This window comes from Corynebacterium urealyticum DSM 7109, from assembly GCF_000069945.1.
Lineage (GTDB): Bacteria > Actinomycetota > Actinomycetes > Mycobacteriales > Mycobacteriaceae > Corynebacterium > Corynebacterium urealyticum.
On record NC_010545.1, the window covers coordinates 1,794,186 to 1,812,523 of the forward strand.

19 protein-coding genes and 1 pseudogene are annotated in these 18,338 nt (G+C 61.8%); 7 read left to right on the plus strand and 13 right to left on the minus strand.

Features of this window, described 5'->3' with window-relative positions; genetic code table 11:
* The first annotated feature begins 27 nt into the window (after positions 1-27).
* Complete coding sequence (gene aph(3'')-Ib / locus CU_RS07740) at positions 28-831, plus strand: aminoglycoside O-phosphotransferase APH(3'')-Ib (protein WP_001082319.1); 804 nt, start codon at positions 28-30, stop codon at positions 829-831.
* Positions 831-1,667, plus strand: a complete 837-nt coding sequence (locus CU_RS07745) for an aminoglycoside O-phosphotransferase APH(6)-Id (protein WP_000480968.1) — start codon at positions 831-833, stop codon at positions 1,665-1,667. The genes aph(3'')-Ib and CU_RS07745 overlap by 1 nt, the downstream gene beginning before the upstream one ends.
* Positions 1,668-1,772: 105 nt before the next feature.
* On the opposite strand, the pseudogene CU_RS10650 reads toward CU_RS07745, so the two are convergent.
* The 3 genes and pseudogenes from CU_RS10650 to CU_RS11145 form a co-directional block, all read right to left on the minus strand.
* Positions 1,773-1,871, minus strand: a pseudogene (locus CU_RS10650) (IS481 family transposase); the annotation flags it as partial.
* Positions 1,871-3,046 carry a chloramphenicol efflux MFS transporter Cmx gene (gene cmx / locus CU_RS07750; RefSeq protein ID WP_005297378.1) on the minus strand — a complete coding sequence of 392 codons (1,176 nt, stop codon included), beginning with the start codon at positions 3,044-3,046 and terminating at the stop codon, positions 1,871-1,873. The gene cmx and the pseudogene CU_RS10650, both read right to left, overlap by 1 nt.
* Before the next feature lie 21 nt (positions 3,047-3,067).
* Entirely contained in the window at positions 3,068-3,121 is a 54-nt protein-coding gene (locus CU_RS11145; protein ID WP_011113070.1) for a chloramphenicol resistance leader peptide, read from the minus strand.
* A gap of 178 nt (positions 3,122-3,299) precedes the next feature.
* Between CU_RS11145 and CU_RS07755 the strand changes: the two genes are divergently transcribed.
* Both CU_RS07755 and CU_RS11050 read left to right on the plus strand, forming a co-directional pair.
* Positions 3,300-4,643, plus strand: a complete 1,344-nt coding sequence (locus CU_RS07755) for an IS256 family transposase (RefSeq protein ID WP_012360779.1) — start codon at positions 3,300-3,302, stop codon at positions 4,641-4,643.
* A gap of 71 nt (positions 4,644-4,714) precedes the next feature.
* Entirely contained in the window at positions 4,715-4,981 is a 267-nt protein-coding gene (locus CU_RS11050) for an LppP/LprE family lipoprotein (protein ID WP_262368266.1), read from the plus strand.
* On the opposite strand, the gene CU_RS07760 is transcribed toward CU_RS11050, so the two are convergent.
* Positions 4,978-5,625 carry an FMN reductase gene (locus CU_RS07760; RefSeq protein WP_012360781.1) on the minus strand — a complete coding sequence of 216 codons (648 nt, stop codon included), beginning with the start codon at positions 5,623-5,625 and terminating at the stop codon, positions 4,978-4,980. The genes CU_RS11050 and CU_RS07760 overlap by 4 nt on opposite strands.
* Positions 5,626-5,709: 84 nt before the next feature.
* Positions 5,710-6,828 (minus strand): CE1758 family FMN-dependent luciferase-like monooxygenase, encoded by a 1,119-nt coding sequence (locus CU_RS07765; RefSeq protein ID WP_012360782.1) that lies wholly within the window; start codon positions 6,826-6,828, stop codon positions 5,710-5,712.
* 76 nt (positions 6,829-6,904) lie between these two features.
* On the opposite strand from CU_RS07765, the gene CU_RS07770 reads away from it, so the two are divergent.
* The gene (locus CU_RS07770) at positions 6,905-7,789 is read left to right on the plus strand and encodes a class I SAM-dependent methyltransferase (protein WP_012360783.1); all 885 of its coding nucleotides are present in this window, start codon (positions 6,905-6,907) and stop codon (positions 7,787-7,789) included.
* Positions 7,790-7,802: 13 nt separating this feature from the next.
* On the opposite strand, the gene CU_RS07775 is transcribed toward CU_RS07770, so the two are convergent.
* Positions 7,803-8,600 carry an enoyl-CoA hydratase gene (locus CU_RS07775; protein WP_012360784.1) on the minus strand — a complete coding sequence of 266 codons (798 nt, stop codon included), beginning with the start codon at positions 8,598-8,600 and terminating at the stop codon, positions 7,803-7,805.
* 60 nt (positions 8,601-8,660) lie between these two features.
* Entirely contained in the window at positions 8,661-9,551 is an 891-nt protein-coding gene (locus CU_RS07780; RefSeq protein ID WP_012360785.1) for an aldo/keto reductase, read from the minus strand.
* Positions 9,552-9,697: 146 nt separating this feature from the next.
* Here CU_RS07780 and CU_RS07785 point away from each other — a divergent pair, with 146 nt between their 5' ends.
* Together CU_RS07785 and CU_RS07790 are read left to right on the plus strand one after the other, a co-directional pair.
* On the plus strand, positions 9,698-10,636 hold the full coding sequence (locus CU_RS07785; RefSeq protein WP_012360786.1) for an ABC transporter ATP-binding protein: 939 nt from the start codon (positions 9,698-9,700) through the stop codon (positions 10,634-10,636).
* A complete protein-coding gene (locus CU_RS07790) occupies positions 10,633-11,817 on the plus strand; it encodes an ABC transporter permease (protein ID WP_012360787.1) in 1,185 nt (394 codons plus the stop codon). Before CU_RS07785 ends, CU_RS07790 begins: the two co-directional genes overlap by 4 nt.
* Positions 11,818-11,938: 121 nt before the next feature.
* On the opposite strand, the gene CU_RS07795 is transcribed toward CU_RS07790, so the two are convergent.
* The 6 genes from CU_RS07795 to CU_RS07820 all read right to left on the minus strand — a co-directional run bounded on the left by CU_RS07795 (position 11,939) and on the right by CU_RS07820 (position 18,089).
* Positions 11,939-12,748, minus strand: coding sequence for an ABC transporter ATP-binding protein (locus CU_RS07795; RefSeq protein ID WP_012360788.1), 810 nt, complete (start codon positions 12,746-12,748; stop codon positions 11,939-11,941).
* Positions 12,745-13,788, minus strand: coding sequence for a FecCD family ABC transporter permease (locus CU_RS07800; RefSeq protein ID WP_012360789.1), 1,044 nt, complete (start codon positions 13,786-13,788; stop codon positions 12,745-12,747). Before CU_RS07800 ends, CU_RS07795 begins: the two co-directional genes overlap by 4 nt.
* A 5-nt stretch (positions 13,789-13,793) precedes the next feature.
* Complete coding sequence (locus tag CU_RS07805) at positions 13,794-14,771, minus strand: FecCD family ABC transporter permease (RefSeq protein WP_231837639.1); 978 nt, start codon at positions 14,769-14,771, stop codon at positions 13,794-13,796.
* 135 nt (positions 14,772-14,906) lie between these two features.
* Positions 14,907-15,860, minus strand: coding sequence for an iron-siderophore ABC transporter substrate-binding protein (locus tag CU_RS07810; protein WP_012360791.1), 954 nt, complete (start codon positions 15,858-15,860; stop codon positions 14,907-14,909).
* A gap of 420 nt (positions 15,861-16,280) precedes the next feature.
* Entirely contained in the window at positions 16,281-16,640 is a 360-nt protein-coding gene (locus CU_RS07815) for an FKBP-type peptidyl-prolyl cis-trans isomerase (protein ID WP_012360792.1), read from the minus strand.
* Between the two features lie 165 nt (positions 16,641-16,805).
* A complete protein-coding gene (locus CU_RS07820; RefSeq protein ID WP_012360793.1) occupies positions 16,806-18,089 on the minus strand; it encodes a citrate synthase in 1,284 nt (427 codons plus the stop codon).
* Between the last annotated feature and the right edge of the window lie 249 nt (positions 18,090-18,338).

Below are 18,338 nucleotides of genomic sequence, written 5' to 3' on the forward strand. Positions count from 1 at the left end.
TTCATCAGAAAACTGAAGGAACCTCCATTGAATCGAACTAATATTTTTTTTGGTGAATCGCATTCTGACTGGTTGCCTGTCAGAGGCGGAGAATCTGGTGATTTTGTTTTTCGACGTGGTGACGGGCATGCCTTCGCGAAAATCGCACCTGCTTCCCGCCGCGGTGAGCTCGCTGGAGAGCGTGACCGCCTCATTTGGCTCAAAGGTCGAGGTGTGGCTTGCCCCGAGGTGATCAACTGGCAGGAGGAACAGGAGGGTGCATGCTTGGTGATAACGGCAATTCCGGGAGTACCGGCGGCTGATCTGTCTGGAGCGGATTTGCTCAAAGCGTGGCCGTCAATGGGGCAGCAACTTGGCGCTGTTCACAGCCTATCGGTTGATCAATGTCCGTTTGAGCGCAGGCTGTCGCGAATGTTCGGACGCGCCGTTGATGTGGTGTCCCGCAATGCCGTCAATCCCGACTTCTTACCGGACGAGGACAAGAGTACGCCGCAGCTCGATCTTTTGGCTCGTGTCGAACGAGAGCTACCGGTGCGGCTCGACCAAGAGCGCACCGATATGGTTGTTTGCCATGGTGATCCCTGCATGCCGAACTTCATGGTGGACCCTAAAACTCTTCAATGCACGGGTCTGATCGACCTTGGGCGGCTCGGAACAGCAGATCGCTATGCCGATTTGGCACTCATGATTGCTAACGCCGAAGAGAACTGGGCAGCGCCAGATGAAGCAGAGCGCGCCTTCGCTGTCCTATTCAATGTATTGGGGATCGAAGCCCCCGACCGCGAACGCCTTGCCTTCTATCTGCGATTGGACCCTCTGACTTGGGGTTGATGTTCATGCCGCCTGTTTTTCCTGCTCATTGGCACGTTTCGCAACCTGTTCTCATTGCGGACACCTTTTCCAGCCTCGTTTGGAAAGTTTCATTGCCAGACGGGACTCCTGCAATCGTCAAGGGATTGAAACCTATAGAAGACATTGCTGATGAACTGCGCGGGGCCGACTATCTGGTATGGCGCAATGGGAGGGGAGCAGTCCGGTTGCTCGGTCGTGAGAACAATCTGATGTTGCTCGAATATGCCGGGGAGCGAATGCTCTCTCACATCGTTGCCGAGCACGGCGACTACCAGGCGACCGAAATTGCAGCGGAACTAATGGCGAAGCTGTATGCCGCATCTGAGGAACCCCTGCCTTCTGCCCTTCTCCCGATCCGGGATCGCTTTGCAGCTTTGTTTCAGCGGGCGCGCGATGATCAAAACGCAGGTTGTCAAACTGACTACGTCCACGCGGCGATTATAGCCGATCAAATGATGAGCAATGCCTCGGAACTGCGTGGGCTACATGGCGATCTGCATCATGAAAACATCATGTTCTCCAGTCGCGGCTGGCTGGTGATAGATCCCGTCGGTCTGGTCGGTGAAGTGGGCTTTGGCGCCGCCAATATGTTCTACGATCCGGCTGACAGAGACGACCTTTGTCTCGATCCTAGACGCATTGCACAGATGGCGGACGCATTCTCTCGTGCGCTGGACGTCGATCCGCGTCGCCTGCTCGACCAGGCGTACGCTTATGGGTGCCTTTCCGCAGCTTGGAACGCGGATGGAGAAGAGGAGCAACGCGATCTAGCTATCGCGGCCGCGATCAAGCAGGTGCGACAGACGTCATACTAGATATCAAGCGACTTCTCCTATCCCCTGGGAACACATCAATCTTACCGGAGAATATCGTTGGCCAAAGCCTTAGCGTAGGATTTCGCCCTCTCCCGCAAACGACCCCATCTTTGCGGCGATCGTGGCCGGATAGCCGTCTTCGACAATCAGCCGAGCTAACCGGAGACGGGCACGAGGAGTGAGAAGAGCGTTCGGATGGGTCATCAATTGGCCTCCGCCGCGGTCTTCGTAAGCGCGCGTCTGGTGAGAAGCATGATGACGAGAGCGATCGCTGTCAGCACCGAAGCGACCCAAACCGGCGCGAGCAGCCCCAGCCCGGTCGCGAGCCCGAGCGCACCAAGCACGGGCCCCGCTGCAGCTCCGATATTCAATGCTGCGGTTGCGTACGAACCGCCCATCGTTGGCGCACCCGATGCTGCATACAGCACACGCGTGATCAGAGTACTGCCGACGCCGAACGACAGGAATCCCTGAACGAGGACGAGGACGATAAGCGCAACGGGATGAGATGCGACCACTGCCAACACGATCCAGCCTGTCAGCAATAGCGGTCCGCCGACTGCGAGCACGAGGCCAGGTCGTTGATCTGATAGTCGTCCTGCGATCGTGACGCCAAGGAACGATCCGATGCCGAACATCACCAGCGCGACGGACACCCACGCTTCGGCCAAGCCCGCGGTCTCGGTCACGATGGGTGCCAGGAAGGTGAATGCCGCAAAGGTCCCTCCGTTGATCAGCGCTCCGAGTGCCATGGCCAGGATGAGCCGCGGCGTCGCCAACTGGCTGAGCTCGACACGGAGCCTTGGTGAGGTCGCGCTAGTCTCGCTCCGACCAACATTGTTCGTGACGCCACGAATGACTCCAACGGCCGCGGGAATACAGAGGATGGCGATCGCCCAGAACGTCGTTCGCCAGCCCAGCGCTGTGCCGAGCAGTGCCCCGGCGGGGACGCCCACGACGGTTGCGATCGTCGTGCCGGAGAGCAGGATCGACAGTGCACGCCCCTTCTGGTTCGCTGGCACGAGGGTAGTGGCCGTGCTCAGTGCTACGGCGAGGAATCCTGCGTTTGCGAGAGCGCTGAGCACCCGGGTGATGAGCAGGAGAGAGAACACTGGTGTCATCGCTCCGATGACGTGGCTTCCCGCGAACACGAGAAGGCAAACGATCAATGTGAGCCGCGGTGGCCAACGGCGAGCGAATGCCGCCATCACTGGCGCGCCGACGACCATACCGACTGCGAATGCGGAGGTCAGCAGGCCCGCAGTGCCGACCGAGACGTCAAGTTCGGTCGCGATCGCGGGGAGCAATCCCGCGAGCATGAATTCTGAAGTGCCCATGACGAAGACCGCCAGGGCAAGCATGTAGAGGGCAAAAGGCATCGAGTACTCCGAGGTGTGAGATCAAGAAATGGTTCTTCTTGTCACCACGGCCAGCGCCCCGGGTACGCCAGACATACGCCCACACAGATCGTGGGCGTCGTAACTAGTGGTTCAAGGGGCTGGCGGTGTGACCGACAACCCCTGACCTGTCTGATTCGGGACTCGACATGCCCCAAACTCTAACATGCCTTCAAGAGAGTGTCTAATGGTTTGTGTGTGAGGGGTTTCCCTTACATGAAGGAGATAAACCATAATGGATTCTGTGGCGAAACGAGATCCAGAAGATTCCGCGAAGATTAAAGCGATCGAGCAAAGACTGCTGGCAAACCCCGAGATAGCCAAGCTAATTGACGAGCTGGGAACCACCGCGACCGACGCGAATGATTTGGTGCGCGGGCTCTTGCAGGCCTCGGTCACCCGCGGGCTAGAAGCCGAAATGGATGCTCATTTGGGCTATTCCAAAGGCGACCGGGAGGCCAAATCGGCTGGTGGTGGCGATAATTACCGCAATGGTTCGTATGTCAAAAAGGTTGATTCGAACTACGGCCCGGTCGATGTCACCGTCCCACGCGATCGCCAGGGCACATTTTTGCCGACCATGGTGCCCAAAGGCTCACGCCGGTTGACTGATGTCGATGACATGATCATTAGCTTGTATGCCGGTGGCATGACAGTGCGCGATATCCAGCATCATATGGCCACAGCGATGAGAGTTGATATCTCTCACGAGACGATTTCCGCGGTAACTGATGCGGTGCTAGATGAGGTCATGATCTGGCAAAACCGGCAGCTAGACGAGTTTTACCCAGTAATATTTCTTGACGCGCTGCGGATTAAAGTCCGCGACGGTGGACGCGTAGTCAACAAGTCCGCCTATTTGGTTATCGGCGTGGATATGGACGGTATCAAACACATCCTGGGTATCTGGTTGGCGAAAGAAGAAGGCGCCTCCTTCTGGGCTCATGTGTGCGCGAACCTGGCAAGCCGTGGAGTCCAGGACGTGTTTATTGTCTGCTGCGATGGTTTGAAAGGCCTGCCGGAAGCGGTGGAAGCAACGTGGCCGGATTCGATGGTCCAGACCTGTGTGGTGCATTTGATTCGGGCAGCAAACCGGTGGGTAGCCTACGGTGATCGCAAGGCAGTATCTGCGTCGTTGAAGAAGGTCTACACCGCCCCGGATGAAACAACCGCCAAGGCAGCGCTGGAGGAATTCGCCGACTCAGAACTGGGCCAGAAATATCCCCAATCAGTCAAGGTCTGGACGGATGCGTGGGATCGTTTCGTGCCGTTTCTGCAGTTCCCGCCGATGGCCAGGAAGGTTATCTATACGACAAACTCGATTGAGTCGATGAATAACGAGCTGCGTAAAGCCACCCGTAACCGTGTGCAGTTTACCAATGACGATTCTGCGATTAAGACGCTGTGGTTGATGATCTGCAATATCGAGGATAAACGCGCGGCCAAACGCGCGAAACAGGGCAAGAAAGCTGCGGCTACCAGCGGAAGACTCATCGAAGGCAGCAAGGTCACCAACTGGAAACAAGCCATAAACCAGATGGCAGTGGCCTATCCCGAACGATTCACAAACTACCTATAAAACACTTACCCGAAAGCCCCACACACAAACAGCTTGACAGGCTCGCCTTCAATGGCAAGCGGTCTGGACAGATACTTCTTGAATCGGCACGGTGTCATTACGGGCGGGGGCCAGAACAACGTCCCTGGACATCACACCTAGGCACCGCCACGCCTGAGCCCCGCAGCTTCGCCCCCGACATGAAGCTACTCAACACGCAGACGGTCTCCGTGACGTACTACTACGCCAAGCCCGGCGACCCGAAGGATCAACCTTCCGGCCGGGCACACGTGAACTTTATTTGGGATCACGCGAAGAAGAAGGTCATCATGGACGGCAATCTTCCCCCGAGAGGCTAGTTGCCGTCGTGCCCAGAGAGCAGATTCAGAAAATCCGGCACGTCCGCAGCAACGTCGTTGCCGGAGCTGCGCTTGACCTGCGAAGAAGGCCCCAGCCCCTCGACGGCGCCGGAGACCCGCGCGATCTCGTCGGCGAGCTGGCTGGCGGCGCGTTCGATGCGCCGGTCGAGGTTCTCCTCGCCACCGAAATCATCAGTGGCTGCGAAAACTGCAGTGCTCATGACGTCCGCGCGCAGGTAGCTCAGCAGCGGGCGCATCGCGTATTCCAGCATCAGGGAGTGCCGCGGCGTCCCGGCGGTGGCGGCGATGATCACAGGCATGCCGGTGATCGCGTCCGGATCCAGGGCGTCCATGAACATCTTGAACAGGCCTGAATAGCTAGCAGCAAAGACTGGGCTCGCGGCGACCATCGCGTCGGCGGCGGTGATCTTATCCTGGGCCGCCTTGAGCTTCTCCGAGGCGATCCCGGTGGTCATCATCGTGGCCAGGTCGGCGGCGTACTCGCGGATGTCGATGTATTCCACGGCCACGGACTCCCCGCGGCGACCTACTTGGGCTTCCACGGCACCGGCGATACGCTCGGCGAGCTTGCGGGTCGTCGACGGGCTACCCAATCCTCCGTTAAGAACGATGAGTGAGTTCATGAACTCTTCTGCTCCATCCTTTCCTTGCACTTCCAGCGGCGATCCTAGACCTGCGCGGCTCACCCGGCCACTACCACTGCCGAGCTACTGAACCTGCGCGGGCTGCACCTGCCGGTGCGGGGAGTCCGGCCCCTCCGCCACCAGTGTGGCGTGGGTCGGCGGATCGGAGGGCACGTGCGCCGGGCGGCGGCGTTCAAACTCCTCCCGCAGGACCGGCACGATCTCCCGACCGAGGATCTCGATCTGCTCGAGCACCATCTCCTGCGGTAGACCGGCGTGGTCGATCAGGAAGAGCTGGCGCTGATAGTCGCCTACCGCGTCAGCGTAGCCCAGGTAACGCTCGATGATCTGCTCCGGGGTGCCGACCGTCAGCGGGGTGATGCGCTCGAATTCCTCCAGCGACGGGCCGTGCCCGTAGACCGGGGCGTTATCGAAGTACGGCCGGAAGGTCGCCTTTGCTTCCTTCTCGGTATCGGCAGCAAAGATCTGCCCACCCAGCCCCACGATCGCCTGGTCGGCCGCACCGTGCCCGTAATGTTCGAAGCGCTGCCGGTACAGGCGCACCAGCTGCTGGGTGTGCTCGATGTTCCAGAAGATGTGGTTATGGAAGAACCCGTCCCCGTAGTACGCGGCCTGCTCGGCGATCTCCGGGGAGCGGATGGAACCGTGCCACACGAAGGGCGGGACGTCGTCCAGGGGCCGTGGGGTGGACGTGAACTGTTGCAGTGGGGTGCGGAATTCGCCCTTCCACGTCAGGTCCTCCTCGCGCCACAGGCGACGCAGCAGGTGGTAATTCTCCACGGACAGGGGGATCGACTTGCGGATGTCCTTACCGAACCAGGGATAGACGGGGCCGGTGTTGCCGCGGCCGAGCATGAGGTCCACACGACCCTCCGCGAGGTGCTGGACGTAGGCGTAATCCTCCGCGATCCGCACCGGGTCGGTGGTGGTAATCAGCGTGGTCGCGGTAGAGAGCTGGAGGGTCTCGGTCTGCGCGGCGAGGTGCGCGAGCAGGATGGGTGGGTTCGCGGGCGCGATGAACGGCGGGTTGTGATGCTGGCCAGTAGCGAAGACGTCCAGCCCCTCGGCCTCTGCCTTCTTCGCGATCTCGACGGTGTTCTTGATGCGCTCGTGCTCGCTGGGCACGTCCCCCGTGACCGGGTTGGGGGTGACATCGCCGATGGTGAAGATTCCGAATTGCATGCCCTAACCTTAACCCAAACGTACGTGACATGTCACCTAAATGTGATGGCGCGGCCCGCTCACCTAGCATGAAGCCATGAATCCCGAAGCCCAGAATCCCGCCCCTCCGGCGCAGACCGCGCCGGACCCACACGCTTTCCCCGCACCACTCGACGTGCCCGAGTTCCTGATCCCCCATCTGAGCGCGAGCACACACCTACTCGACGCTGGCTGCGGGCAAGGGGACCTCACGACGAACCTCGCCGAACACATCGCCCACCTCGGCGGTACGCCCGCACAGGTCACCGGGATCGACCAGTCCGCCGAGGCAATCGCCGCCGCCACTGAACTCGCTTCCAGTAAACAGCTGGACGTTGCGTTTCAGCAAGCGGACATCCACCAGCTCCCCTTCGCAGACGACACCTTCGACGTCGTCTTCTGCCACCAGGTCCTGCACCACGTCCCCGACCCGCAGCTCGTGCTCCAGGAATTCCGGCGCGTCACGACGCCCGGCGGAATCATCGCCGTGCGGGACGCCGACTTCGGCGCGATGACGTGGTTCCCGCCCAACCCGGGGCTATCCCGCTGGCGCGCGACCTTCTCCGTCGGTCTTGCAACCCACGACGGCAACCCCGCCATGGGCCGCCAACTGCCGCATACCTTCTACTCCGCGGGGCTTAGCGACCTCAGCGTGAGCGGCAGCCTGACCGCCTACGCCAGCGAGGCCGAGCGCGATGCCCTGGCCGAGAAGTGGACGCGTCGCAGCATGTCGCCCCACTCCGTCCGCACGACCGCCGCCGCGCTTGGCGAGGACTTCCCCGATACCGCGGTGACGGATGACGGCGAACTTGTTACCGACCAACTCGGAACGATCACCCGCGAAGCCCTGGTCCAGATCACCGACGGTTGGTCCCAATGGGCCGCCACCGGTGGCGCGGCATTCTTCATCCCGAATACCGAGGTCATCGCGCGCGTGCCCTAGATCTCGCTGCGGATTAGCGGCCGTGAAACTTCGGCGCCCGCCCCTCGCGCCGGGCCGCCCGCGCCTCGGCCGCGTCCTCACTGGCCCAGGTAGTGGAGAAAAGCTCCTGCAGGCGGACCCGGGTCTTCTCCCGCGTGACCCCGTCGTCGCCCAGCGAGTTCAGCGTCGCCTTGGAATGCTCCATCGATAGGGGTGCCTGGGCCGCGATCTTGGCGGCGAACTGCTCCGCGGTCGCACCGCGCGGGTCGATAGCAAAGCCCGCCGCGCGGGCCTGCTCGGCACTGAGGTGCGCCCCACCGAGAAAAACATTGCGGGCCCATGCCCCTCCCATGAGCTCCACGGCGCGGCTGTGCGTCCACTCATCGAGGGCGAAGCCGTGGCGCGCCACGGGAACCCAGCACTCCCCCTGATCCTGGAAAACCCGCAGGTCACAGGCGAGGATGAGCTGGCATCCAGCCCCGATCGCAGGCCCGAAAACATCCGCGATGATCGGCACTGGCGCCGCCAATACTGCGTGCAACATGGCCTCGACGGCTCTTTCGAAGCCATCTTCGTACACCCCGCCCCCGAGATCGGCGCCGGCACACAAGACTGGGCCGGTGCCCGTGAGAAGGATCGCTCGCGCGCCCGCATCCACCAGCTCGCGCACACCGTCCGCGATGGCGAGGCACTCCGCCGTGCGCAAGGCATTGCGCTTCTCGGGCCGGTCGAGGGTAATCACCCCGACCTGGCGCTCGCCGTACGGTCCTTGCTCCTCGGAAAAGCCGACACGGACCGTGGCCTGACCCGCGCCGGAATCATTCTTGTTCACACCCTCAACCTAACCGCCCACGCCCACCGGCCGGGCGGTTTTCCGTCGATCGCGGGAGAACTACTGTTTCTGCAGCGAGGTGCCCTGGTAGAAGGTATGCGGGTTCGGACCGCGGCGGCCCGCCTCGCCCTCCTCGATCACGGTGATGCGCTGCATCTGTTCCTCGGTGAGCTGGAAGCCGAACACGTCCGCGTTGCTGCGGATGCGCTCCGGCTTAGAGCTGCGCGGGATCACCACGTCCCCGCGCTGGATGTGCCAGCGGATGATGACCTGCGCGACACTCACCCCGTGGGCGTCCGCGATGGCCTGGAAGGCCGGGGTATTCAGGTTCTGTCCCTGCTTCAGCGGGGACCAGGACTCGGTTAGGATGCCGCGCTTGGTGTTCTCTGCACGCAGCTCATCCTGGTTGAAGCCGGGGTGGACCTCGATCTGGTTCACAGCCGGGATATCTCCGCTGGCCTCGATCATCTTGTCCAGGACCTCTGGGTAGCTATTACACACGCCGACGCTGGCGGTCTTCCCCTGATCCCGCAGGGTCACCATGTCCCGGTAGGCGGTGGCGTACATGCCGATCTTCTCCACTGGCCAGTGGATCAGGTAAAGATCCACGTAGTCCAGGCCGAGGCGCTCCAGGGAGGCGTCCAGGGCACCGGCGACACGGTCGTGGCTATCATTCCACAGCTTCGTGGTAACGAAGAGCTGCTCGCGAGTCACCTCGCCGACATCGATGGCGTCTTGGATGGCGCGACCGACCTCCTCCTCGTTGCCGTAAACCGCGGCCGTATCGATGTGGCGATAGCCCGCGGTGATCGCGGCTCGCACGGCGTTGTAGCAGGTCTCGCCGGACAACTGGAAGGTACCGAAACCGAGCTGCGGGATCTGCCGACCGTCGTTCATGGTCAGCAGCGGGATGATGGAATTATTGTCCAGATTCTGAGTAATAGTTGGCATGCCTCCCTGTTTACCTTTTTCCACCACACCCCGCTGTGGCTCCAGTCCGATCGGTAAAATCCTTAGCGCACAGAAACGTCGCCTACATTCGCCCGTTTCTGCACCCCGAAAGCACCGAACGCCACCGACTTCAAGCAAAGGAACGGATGACAGGGACAGCCCTCCACATCGAGAAATTAAACAAATTCTACGGTGACCACCATGTACTGAAGGACATGAGCTTTTCCGTCCAACCGGGCGAGATCTACGGCTTCGTCGGTTCTAATGGCGCCGGCAAGTCCACGACTATGCGCATCGCTCTGGGGGTCCTGGCAGCTGACTCGGGCGAGGTCCGCCTGGGTAGCACCCCCATGAACGACGACCTGCGCCGCCGGATCGGCTACATGCCAGAGGAGCGCGGGCTCTATAACAAGGAGAAGATCGCAGACCAGCTGAGCTTCTTCGGCCGCCTCCACGGCATGGATAAGTCCGCCGCCGCCAATGCCGCGCAGGATCTGCTCGAGCGCCTGGACCTTGGGGAACGCGCCCAGGACAAGCTGGAGGAGCTCTCCCTGGGCAACCAGCAGCGCGTCCAACTGGCGGCCTCCCTCATCCACGACCCGGACGTCCTCATCCTGGACGAGCCCTTCTCCGGGCTGGATCCGGTCGCGGTGCAGGTCATGTCCGATATGCTCGTCGAGCGCGCCCAGCGCGGCGTGCCCGTACTCTTCAGCTCCCACCAGCTGGACCTAGTCCAGCGGCTCTGCGACCGCGTGGGCATCATCACCGCCGGCCAGATGCAGGCCGAGGGTGGTGTCCAGGAACTGCGTGAGCGTGGCCCGGTCATCTTCGAGATCGGCACCCCGGCGCGCGACTGGTACCCGGATTTCGCCACCTTCGTCGGCGAGGACGACGGCGCCGTCCTGCTGCAGGTCGACCGCCAGGACCGTGACCAGGAGCTGTTGCGTGACGCGCTCGCGGCCGGTCCGGTGCACCACTTCCAGCGCCGCATCCCCGACCTGACCGACCTGTTCCAGGAGGTCATCCAGGGGGCGAAGCAGCAGGCCGCGGAAGAAAGCACGACCCGTGAGGGAGGCGCAGCATGAGTTACACCAGTTCAAACACGATCCGTACCGTCGCCGCCCGCGAGATCGCCGTCGCGGTGCGGAACAAGGGAATCATCTTCTCCCTGATCATCACGCTCATCCTCGCGATCGGAGGTATCGGAGTAGCCAGCTACTTCAACAACCGGGAGGACAGCGCCCCAGCACTGGCGGTTGTTGGCATATCTGCCGAGCAGTTCAGGCAGGTGCAAGACAGTCTGGGAGACAACGTCGAAAAACTCTCCGTCGCCGATGCCACCAGCCGCGATGCCGCAGAGGCCGCGGTGAAGGAGGACATCGACGCAGCCCTGATCAAGACCGACGAGGGCTATGAGCTGCTCAGCGACGGTCAGCCTAAGAGCAGCGTCCAGGCAACTGTCGCGGCAGTGACGGGCACGCTGACTCAGAATGAGGCCCTGGACAAACTCGGCATCAACCCGCAGGAATTCGGCGAGGCGATGGGTGCTGCGGACGTGACAACCACGGATATCAGCGAGGATCCTGTCGAAGAGCAGATGGGCGCCATCGTCACCGTCATGCTGGGGATGATGCTGATGACCTTCTTCATCATGCTCTTCGCCGGAAATATCGGCGGGCGCATCACCGAGGAGAAGTCCTCCCGCGTCGTGGAGATCATCCTGGCGAGCGTGCGACCATTAGACTTCCTGGCGGGCAAGCTCATCGGGAACACCATCGTGGGCCTGGTAGCCACAGCCGCGATCGTCCTCGCCAGCGTGGCGGCTCTGTCCATCTCCGGGCTGGCCGATGGCTTCGAGTTCGACATGTCGGTGCTGCCGATGATCCTGGTGTCCTTCATCTTGGGCATGCTCTTCTTCGGCAGTCTCTACGCCGCCGCGGGCTCGATGGTGAGCCGCACCGAAGACCTCCAATCCACGCAGATGCCGATCCTGCTGTTCGTCTTCGGCATGGTCTATGCCCCCGCGTTCGGTTTCAGCGCGCTCGACAGCACCATCATGCAGGTGCTCGGCTGGCTTCCGCCGTTCAGCCTGGCCGTCGCCCCGCTGCAGTACGTGGCCGGGCACATGAGCTTGCCAGCAGTGCTCGCAGCCTATGGGCTCTGCGTCGTCGTGGTCATCGCGGTGCTGGCACTGGTGGCGCGAATCTACCGCAATGCGATCCTGCACAACGGCAAGAAGATGAGCTGGATCGGCGCGCTGAAATAGCCCTCAGCTACCTCTGATTCAGCCACTCACAGCACAACCCCGGCTTTGGTTCCACGAGAACCTGGCGGGGTTGTGTGCGTTCTAGCCTCGGGCACGATCCCCTGCCCTCAGCGGTGTGTCGCTAGGAGGCCTGGGTGGGGTTGCCGACGACACCTCGCGGCACGATGATCGGTGCTGTGCCACGGGGATCCTCCCACACCTCCGCGCGCAGCCCATAGGCCTCGTGGAGCACGTCCTCCGTTAACGCCTCCCGCGGCGTGCCCTGCGCGATCTTCTGGCCTTCCTTCATCACGATCATGGTGTCACTAAAGGCGCCCGCCAGACTGAGGTCGTGCAGTACCGTCACGACCGTCTTGCCCTCCCGAGCGAGCTCACGCACGATCCCCAGGATCTCCATCGCATGCGCAGGATCAAGGTACGTTGTGGGCTCATCCAACAACACCACTGGCGTGTCCTGCGCCAGCACCATGGCCATCCAGACTCTCTGCCGCTGCCCACCAGATAGCGCCGCAACATCACGAGCTGCAAGGTGATCGGTCGCTGTTTTCTCCAATGCCTCCCGCACCTTCTTCCGATCTTCGGAAGGCGATTCGCTCCCACCCCACAGTGCGCGCCGGTAAGGATGCCTCCCGCGCTCCACCAGCTCCCCGACCGTCAGCCCCGGCGGGCAGATCGGATGTTGTGGCAAGAGCGCAATCAGCCGAGCTGCTTCGCGAGCGCCCAGACTGTGGACGTCCTTATCCGCGACGAGCACCCGCCCCTGACTGGGCACGAGAAGCCGAGAAAGCGCCTTGAGCAAGGTGGACTTGCCACAGCCATTGGGCCCCAGCAGTGTTGTGACCTGCCCCGGGTGTGCCTCGAAAGAGACATCCTTCACGATGCTCTGGGCATCGCTATAGCCTGCTGTCACGTGCTCGACTCGGATACTCATTGGATCATTCCTTTCACAGTTCCGCCACGCGCGGCCGACCACACCAGCCAAATCAGCGCAGGTCCGCCGATAATCGCGGTCACCAACCCCACAGGAGCAGTAAAAGGCAGCGCACCTGCCACCACCGCGCACACGGCCATGAGCGCGGACCCTGCCACAGTGGAACACAACGGATGTGGCGTGGGAGTGCCGGCCACCAACTTGGCCAACTGAGGAGCCAACAAAGCGATGAATCCGATCGGGCCGACAAAGGACACCACGACCGCAACAATGCCCGTCGCTGCAATCAGCAAAATAGAGCGCACCCTGGTGACATTCACGCCAAGGGTGGACGCAGTGGCGTCGTCATGAGCAAAAAGTGGAAGATCGACCGCGACGACGAGACCCAAGACCACAAAAGGCAGCATGCCCAACACCATGGGCAACAACGCTTCGGTACGGACGAAGCCGGTGGAACCAGCGAGCCACGTTTGAGCATCGGCAGCACGGGTCAGCTCTGCTTTGAGCAAAAGATACTGCACCAAGGCCTGCGTCAGAAAAGAAAGCGCCAGGCCAATGAGCACCACGCGCTGAGAGGTACCAAAGCCACCGAGCAGCATAAGCAACGCGACAATCACCAGGGAGCCGATGAGGGCGAGACCCGCACGCCACCAAAACGTCGGGATACCCTCGCTCCATGCCGGTCGGGCAAGCACTGTGCCCGCAACGACAAGCACTGCTGCGCCCCCGGAAACGCCGAGGATATCGGGGCTGGCTAGCGGATTGCGGGCCATGGCTTGAGTCCATGATCCAGCGAGCCCCAGGGCCGCGCCAACCACGACGGTGGCAATGGCGACGGGAAGGCGCAGATCCCACACGACGTTGATCGCCTGGCGCGTACCGCCACCGGTGAGAACATCAAGCACCTCAGCCGGGCTAAGTTTCACAGCCCCCTGCCCAAGAATGAGGAAATAACCGAGCACCGTGGTGGCGGCGAAGCCTAATGTCGCCAGGAAGATACGCCTGGTGCGAGCGCGCTTGACTGCGTGCAATGCCGTCATCCCGCTCACACTGCCACCTCCGCGTCTTTCGAGCCCGAAATGCCTCGCCGACGACGAACCGCCGCGACCATAATGGGCGCACAGCCGATAGCCAGAACAATCGACATCTCGAGTTCATTCGGCTGCAGAATGAAACGGCCAATGACGTCTGCCAACAGCGTGGCAGCACCGCCAACCACCGCGGTGGGCACCAGCAAGCGCGTAAGCCCAGGGCCGGTGACAGGCCGCAGCAAATGCGGTACGGCAAAGCCCACAAAAGTAACAAGCCCCACGGTGGCGGTCGCCGAACCGGCAAGAATAACCACCGCAGCGGCGGCGAGCAGACGTGCCCGGGCGGGCGAACCACCCAGAGAACGAGCCGCATCCTCCCCCATGGCCAGAAGATCCAGTGGGCGCGCCGCTAACGCCGCGCACAGCGCCCCGAGGGCGAGGCCGACAGCCGCCATCAGCACGTCATCCATACCGCGACCTGCGGTGGAGCCGACGGTCCAGCGGCGCAGGCCTTCCAGCGTGTCGGAAGAGTAGAGGCTCAACATGTTCGTCGCTGCTTGCAGGGTGAAGGTGACGCCGACGCCTACTAGCACCAAGGTCAGTGGGTCGCGTGAGACTCGGGAGATCAGCAGGACGACCAGGGCGGCAATGGCCGCACCGATAAGCCCTGCCACTGCCCGGTGCCCGACGGTCGTCGCCCACCCCACAGTGAGCGAGACGGCGACCGCGAACCCCGCGCCAGCGTTAACTCCAATGATGCCCGGATCCGCCAAGGGGTTTCGTGTCCAGCTCTGCGCGATCGCTCCCGCCATAGCGAGGGCTGCTCCAGCGAACACGGCCAGGAGAGTGCGCGGCACGCGCAGGTCCCAAATAATTCCTGCCCGTTCCGCATTAGCGCCAGACTGCGTAGCCTCGTGCGGCCCGTTCAGGAGGATGCTGGTCACCTCCCCCGCAGACAGGCTGCGGGCCCCTAGGTACAGGGAGGCAATCATCAAAAGCACCAGAAAAACCAGTGCGCCTAGCGTCACCGCAAGGACAGAGAGGGTACGCCTAGCCCCCGCACCGCCAGGGGGCTGCTGTGCGGGAGAGACGAGCGGTGAGAACGCTTTGATCACAGAACTCTGCAGTTAGACCGCGTCGGAGAACTTCTCGACGGCCCACGGGATGGTCAGGGGGTTGGGCATGCTCATCGCGTTACCGACGTTTTCCTCCATCCAGCGCACCTTGCCCTCGCGGACCACCTCGAGCTTGCTGAAGGTTGGGTCCTTCTTCAGAGTCTCCGCCGCCCCCTGGTAATCGAGAACAAAGAGGTAATCCACGTTGTTGAGCTCGTTGTAGTTCTCGGGAGCGATGTCGCGGTAGAATTCACCGCCGTCGCCTTCAAGCTCCTTCGGAATGTCGAAGCCCAAGTTCTCGATGAACTGTCCTCGACCATCGCCGGAGGTGTACAGGCCAATCTTGCCGTCGTAGGGCATGACGATAGCCGCACGCTTGCCCTTGAGCTCAGGGTGCTGCTTTTGGAAGTCGTCGAAAGCCTTCTGCGTCTCCTCGACGAGCTTGTCTCCCTCCTCCTTCTTATCCACAGCCTGCGCGATCTGGGTCACCTGGTCTCGCCACGGGATCTGCCAGTCCGTCGTTCCCTCTGGCTTGACGGTGGTTGGGGCGATGTCGTTGAGAGCCTTCTTCGCCTGCTCATCCACGGCGTTGTTCACAGCGATGATCTTGTCAGGGTCAGCAGCCGAGATCTTTTCCAGGACTTCGGCGGTGAATCCGCTACCGGTGCCATAGACAGTGTCTGGCTTATCGTCACCAAGCTTGTCAGTTGCCCATGGGCCAACACCCGAGGCATCCACATCGCCCTCTGCACCCCACGGTGCGACCAAGACCGGCTGGATACCGAGGGCCAGCAGGGTATCCGCGTCCCCAAGACCAACTGCCGCGATTCGTTCATTGCCTGCACCCTCTCCCCCTGAGGCTTGCTCCTCCCCTCGCGCGCAGCCGGTCAGAACGAGGGCGGATGCAGCCAGGGCTGCAGTGGTCTTGATAGCCGCTCGGCGGCTCAGGGTCTTCTTCAGGAACATTTCGGGCCTTAAAGGTGTGAGAAATTTATGGCGCTTCGGCTATAGAGAAACGTCGCGGTATAAACGGCCCAAAGAGTCGGGGTAAAACCCGGCGGAAGGCCACGCTGACAACGCAACGCTCAACAACCTCCGCAAGAATAGCAAGGCTAGCCTAACCATACAATGCCTAGCCTTGGCTATTAATGGCGAGGCTCAAACCCCAGGTTCACGTCACCCCCGACCACCACCGACGAGGCCCACGGTGCTCCCTACACAGCACAACCCCCGCCCGGGCCTCAAGGGCCCGGGCGGGGGTTGTATGCGCTCTAGCTAGCCTGCGCCACCCAGAAAATTGACGCGGCACCAGCTAGTTCGCATCGATCAAATCGATAACGCTGTGCCAGCTACTTCGCATCGATCAAATCGATAACGCTGTGCCAGTTACTTCGCATCGATCAAATCGATGACGAAGACCAACGTGCGGCCCGCAAGGGGGTGCGGAGTACCAGCCGGGCCGTAAGCCAACGCCGGCGGGATCGTCAGCTTCCGGCGACCACCCGTCTTCATGCCCGGAATGCCCTCCTGCCAGCCAGCAATCAGGCCCGAGAGCGGGAACTGGATCGACTCGCCGCGGTCCCAGGAGGAATCGAACTCCTGGCCGGTCTCGAAGTCCACGCCCACGTAGTGCACCTCAACCATGCCGCCAGGCACAGCTTCAGCACCGTCGCCGACCACCAGGTCTTCGATCACGAGCTCTTCAGGCGCCGGACCAGAACCAGCGTCAATCTGCGGCTTCGACATTCTTTGCCACTCTCCTCACGCCAGCCTGCACCGGCCGGCAAATTTTCTTCTCGAAAAAGCACCCCGCCCCTGCCCTATGCAGGAGGCGGGGTGTCACAACACCGACTGTACGTAGCCGGCATAGCTTGCGCGAGCCACGTTCTCACGCGGCTCGGTGAACCACACTTAGCGGTTGAGCTTGCGCTCGCTCTGGCCGGCGTAGATCTGACGCGGGCGGTTGATGCGCGCGGTCGGATCGTTGACCTGCTCCAGGTAGTGAGCGATCCAGCCTGGCAGACGGCCGATGGCGAACAGGACCGTGAAGAAGTCGGTCGGGAAGCCCATCGCGCGGTAGATCAGGCCGGTGTAGAAGTCCACGTTCGGGTACAGCTTGCGCTCGATGAAGTAGTCATCGTTCAGCGCGATGTCCTCGAGCTTCATAGCCAGGTCCAGGAGGTGGTCACCACCCAGGTGGTCCAGGATCTGGTGAGCGGACTCCTTCACGATCGCTGCGCGCGGGTCGTAGTTCTTGTAGACGCGGTGGCCGAAGCCCATCAGCTTCACGCCGTCTTCCTTGTTCTTGACCTTGGTCATGAACTCGTCGGCGTTGTCGCCATTAGCGTGAATGTCCTCAAGCATCTCCAGAACGGCCTGGTTGGCGCCACCGTGCAGCGGGCCGGACAGCGCGTTGATGCCACCGGCGACGGAGGCGAACATGTTGGCGTCGGAGGAACCGACCATGCGGACCGTGGAGGTGGAGCAGTTCTGCTCGTGGTCAGCGTGCAGGATCAGCAGCTTGTCGAGCGCGTCGACGACGACCGGGTCAACCTCGTAAGGCTCGGTCGGGTAGCCGAACATGCTGCGCAGGAAGTTCTCGCGAGCGTTCAGGGAGTTGTCCGGGTACATGTACGGCTTACCCTGGGAAGCGCGGTAAGCGTAGGCAGCCAGCATCGGGACCTTCGCCATCAGACGGTAGGTGTTCAGCTGCTGCTTCTCCGGGTCACGCGGATCCAGGTCGTCCTGGTAGTAGGTGGACAGAATGTTCACGGAGGAAGCCAGCACGCTCATCGGGTGAGCATCGCGCGGGAAGACGCGGAATGCGGCCTTGAAGTCCTCGTCCAGGAGGGTGTGGCGGCGGATACGCTCGGAGAACTCCTTGAGCTCATCCTCGTTCGGCAGCTCACCGTTGATCAGCAGATAGGAGACCTCGTTGAAGGTGGCGTTGTTAGCCAGGTCAGCGATGTCGTAACCGCGGTAACGCAGAATGCCGTTTGCGCCGTCGATGTAGGTGATCTCGGACTTGGTGGAGCCCGTGTTCACGTAGCCAGGGTCCAGGGTGGTCAGACCGGTTTCGGCCAGCATCTTGCCAAGCGCGACACCGTCGTTACCCTCGGTCGCCCTGACGATGTCCATTTCGTACTCTCCACCTGGGTAGTGGAGAACGGCCTTGTCCTGATTATCGGTAGCCAATTGCCATCCCTTTCTAAAAGTTCACGTGCGATATCTCCACACGCGGAGTACGTCCGTAGCTAACAGTGTATAGCGCTTGTGGCTCGTCTCGCGGCGTACACCTTGAAACTTTGCGTGCTGCGCCCGCATTAGCGGGCACCGAGCCGCCAGGCGGCTCTAGTGAAGTTCCCTGCCGCTGCCGTTCCACAGCGCCGTGGGGATACCCCAACATTCTACGTCATATGTGAGCTACGCGACATTCTTGGGGTG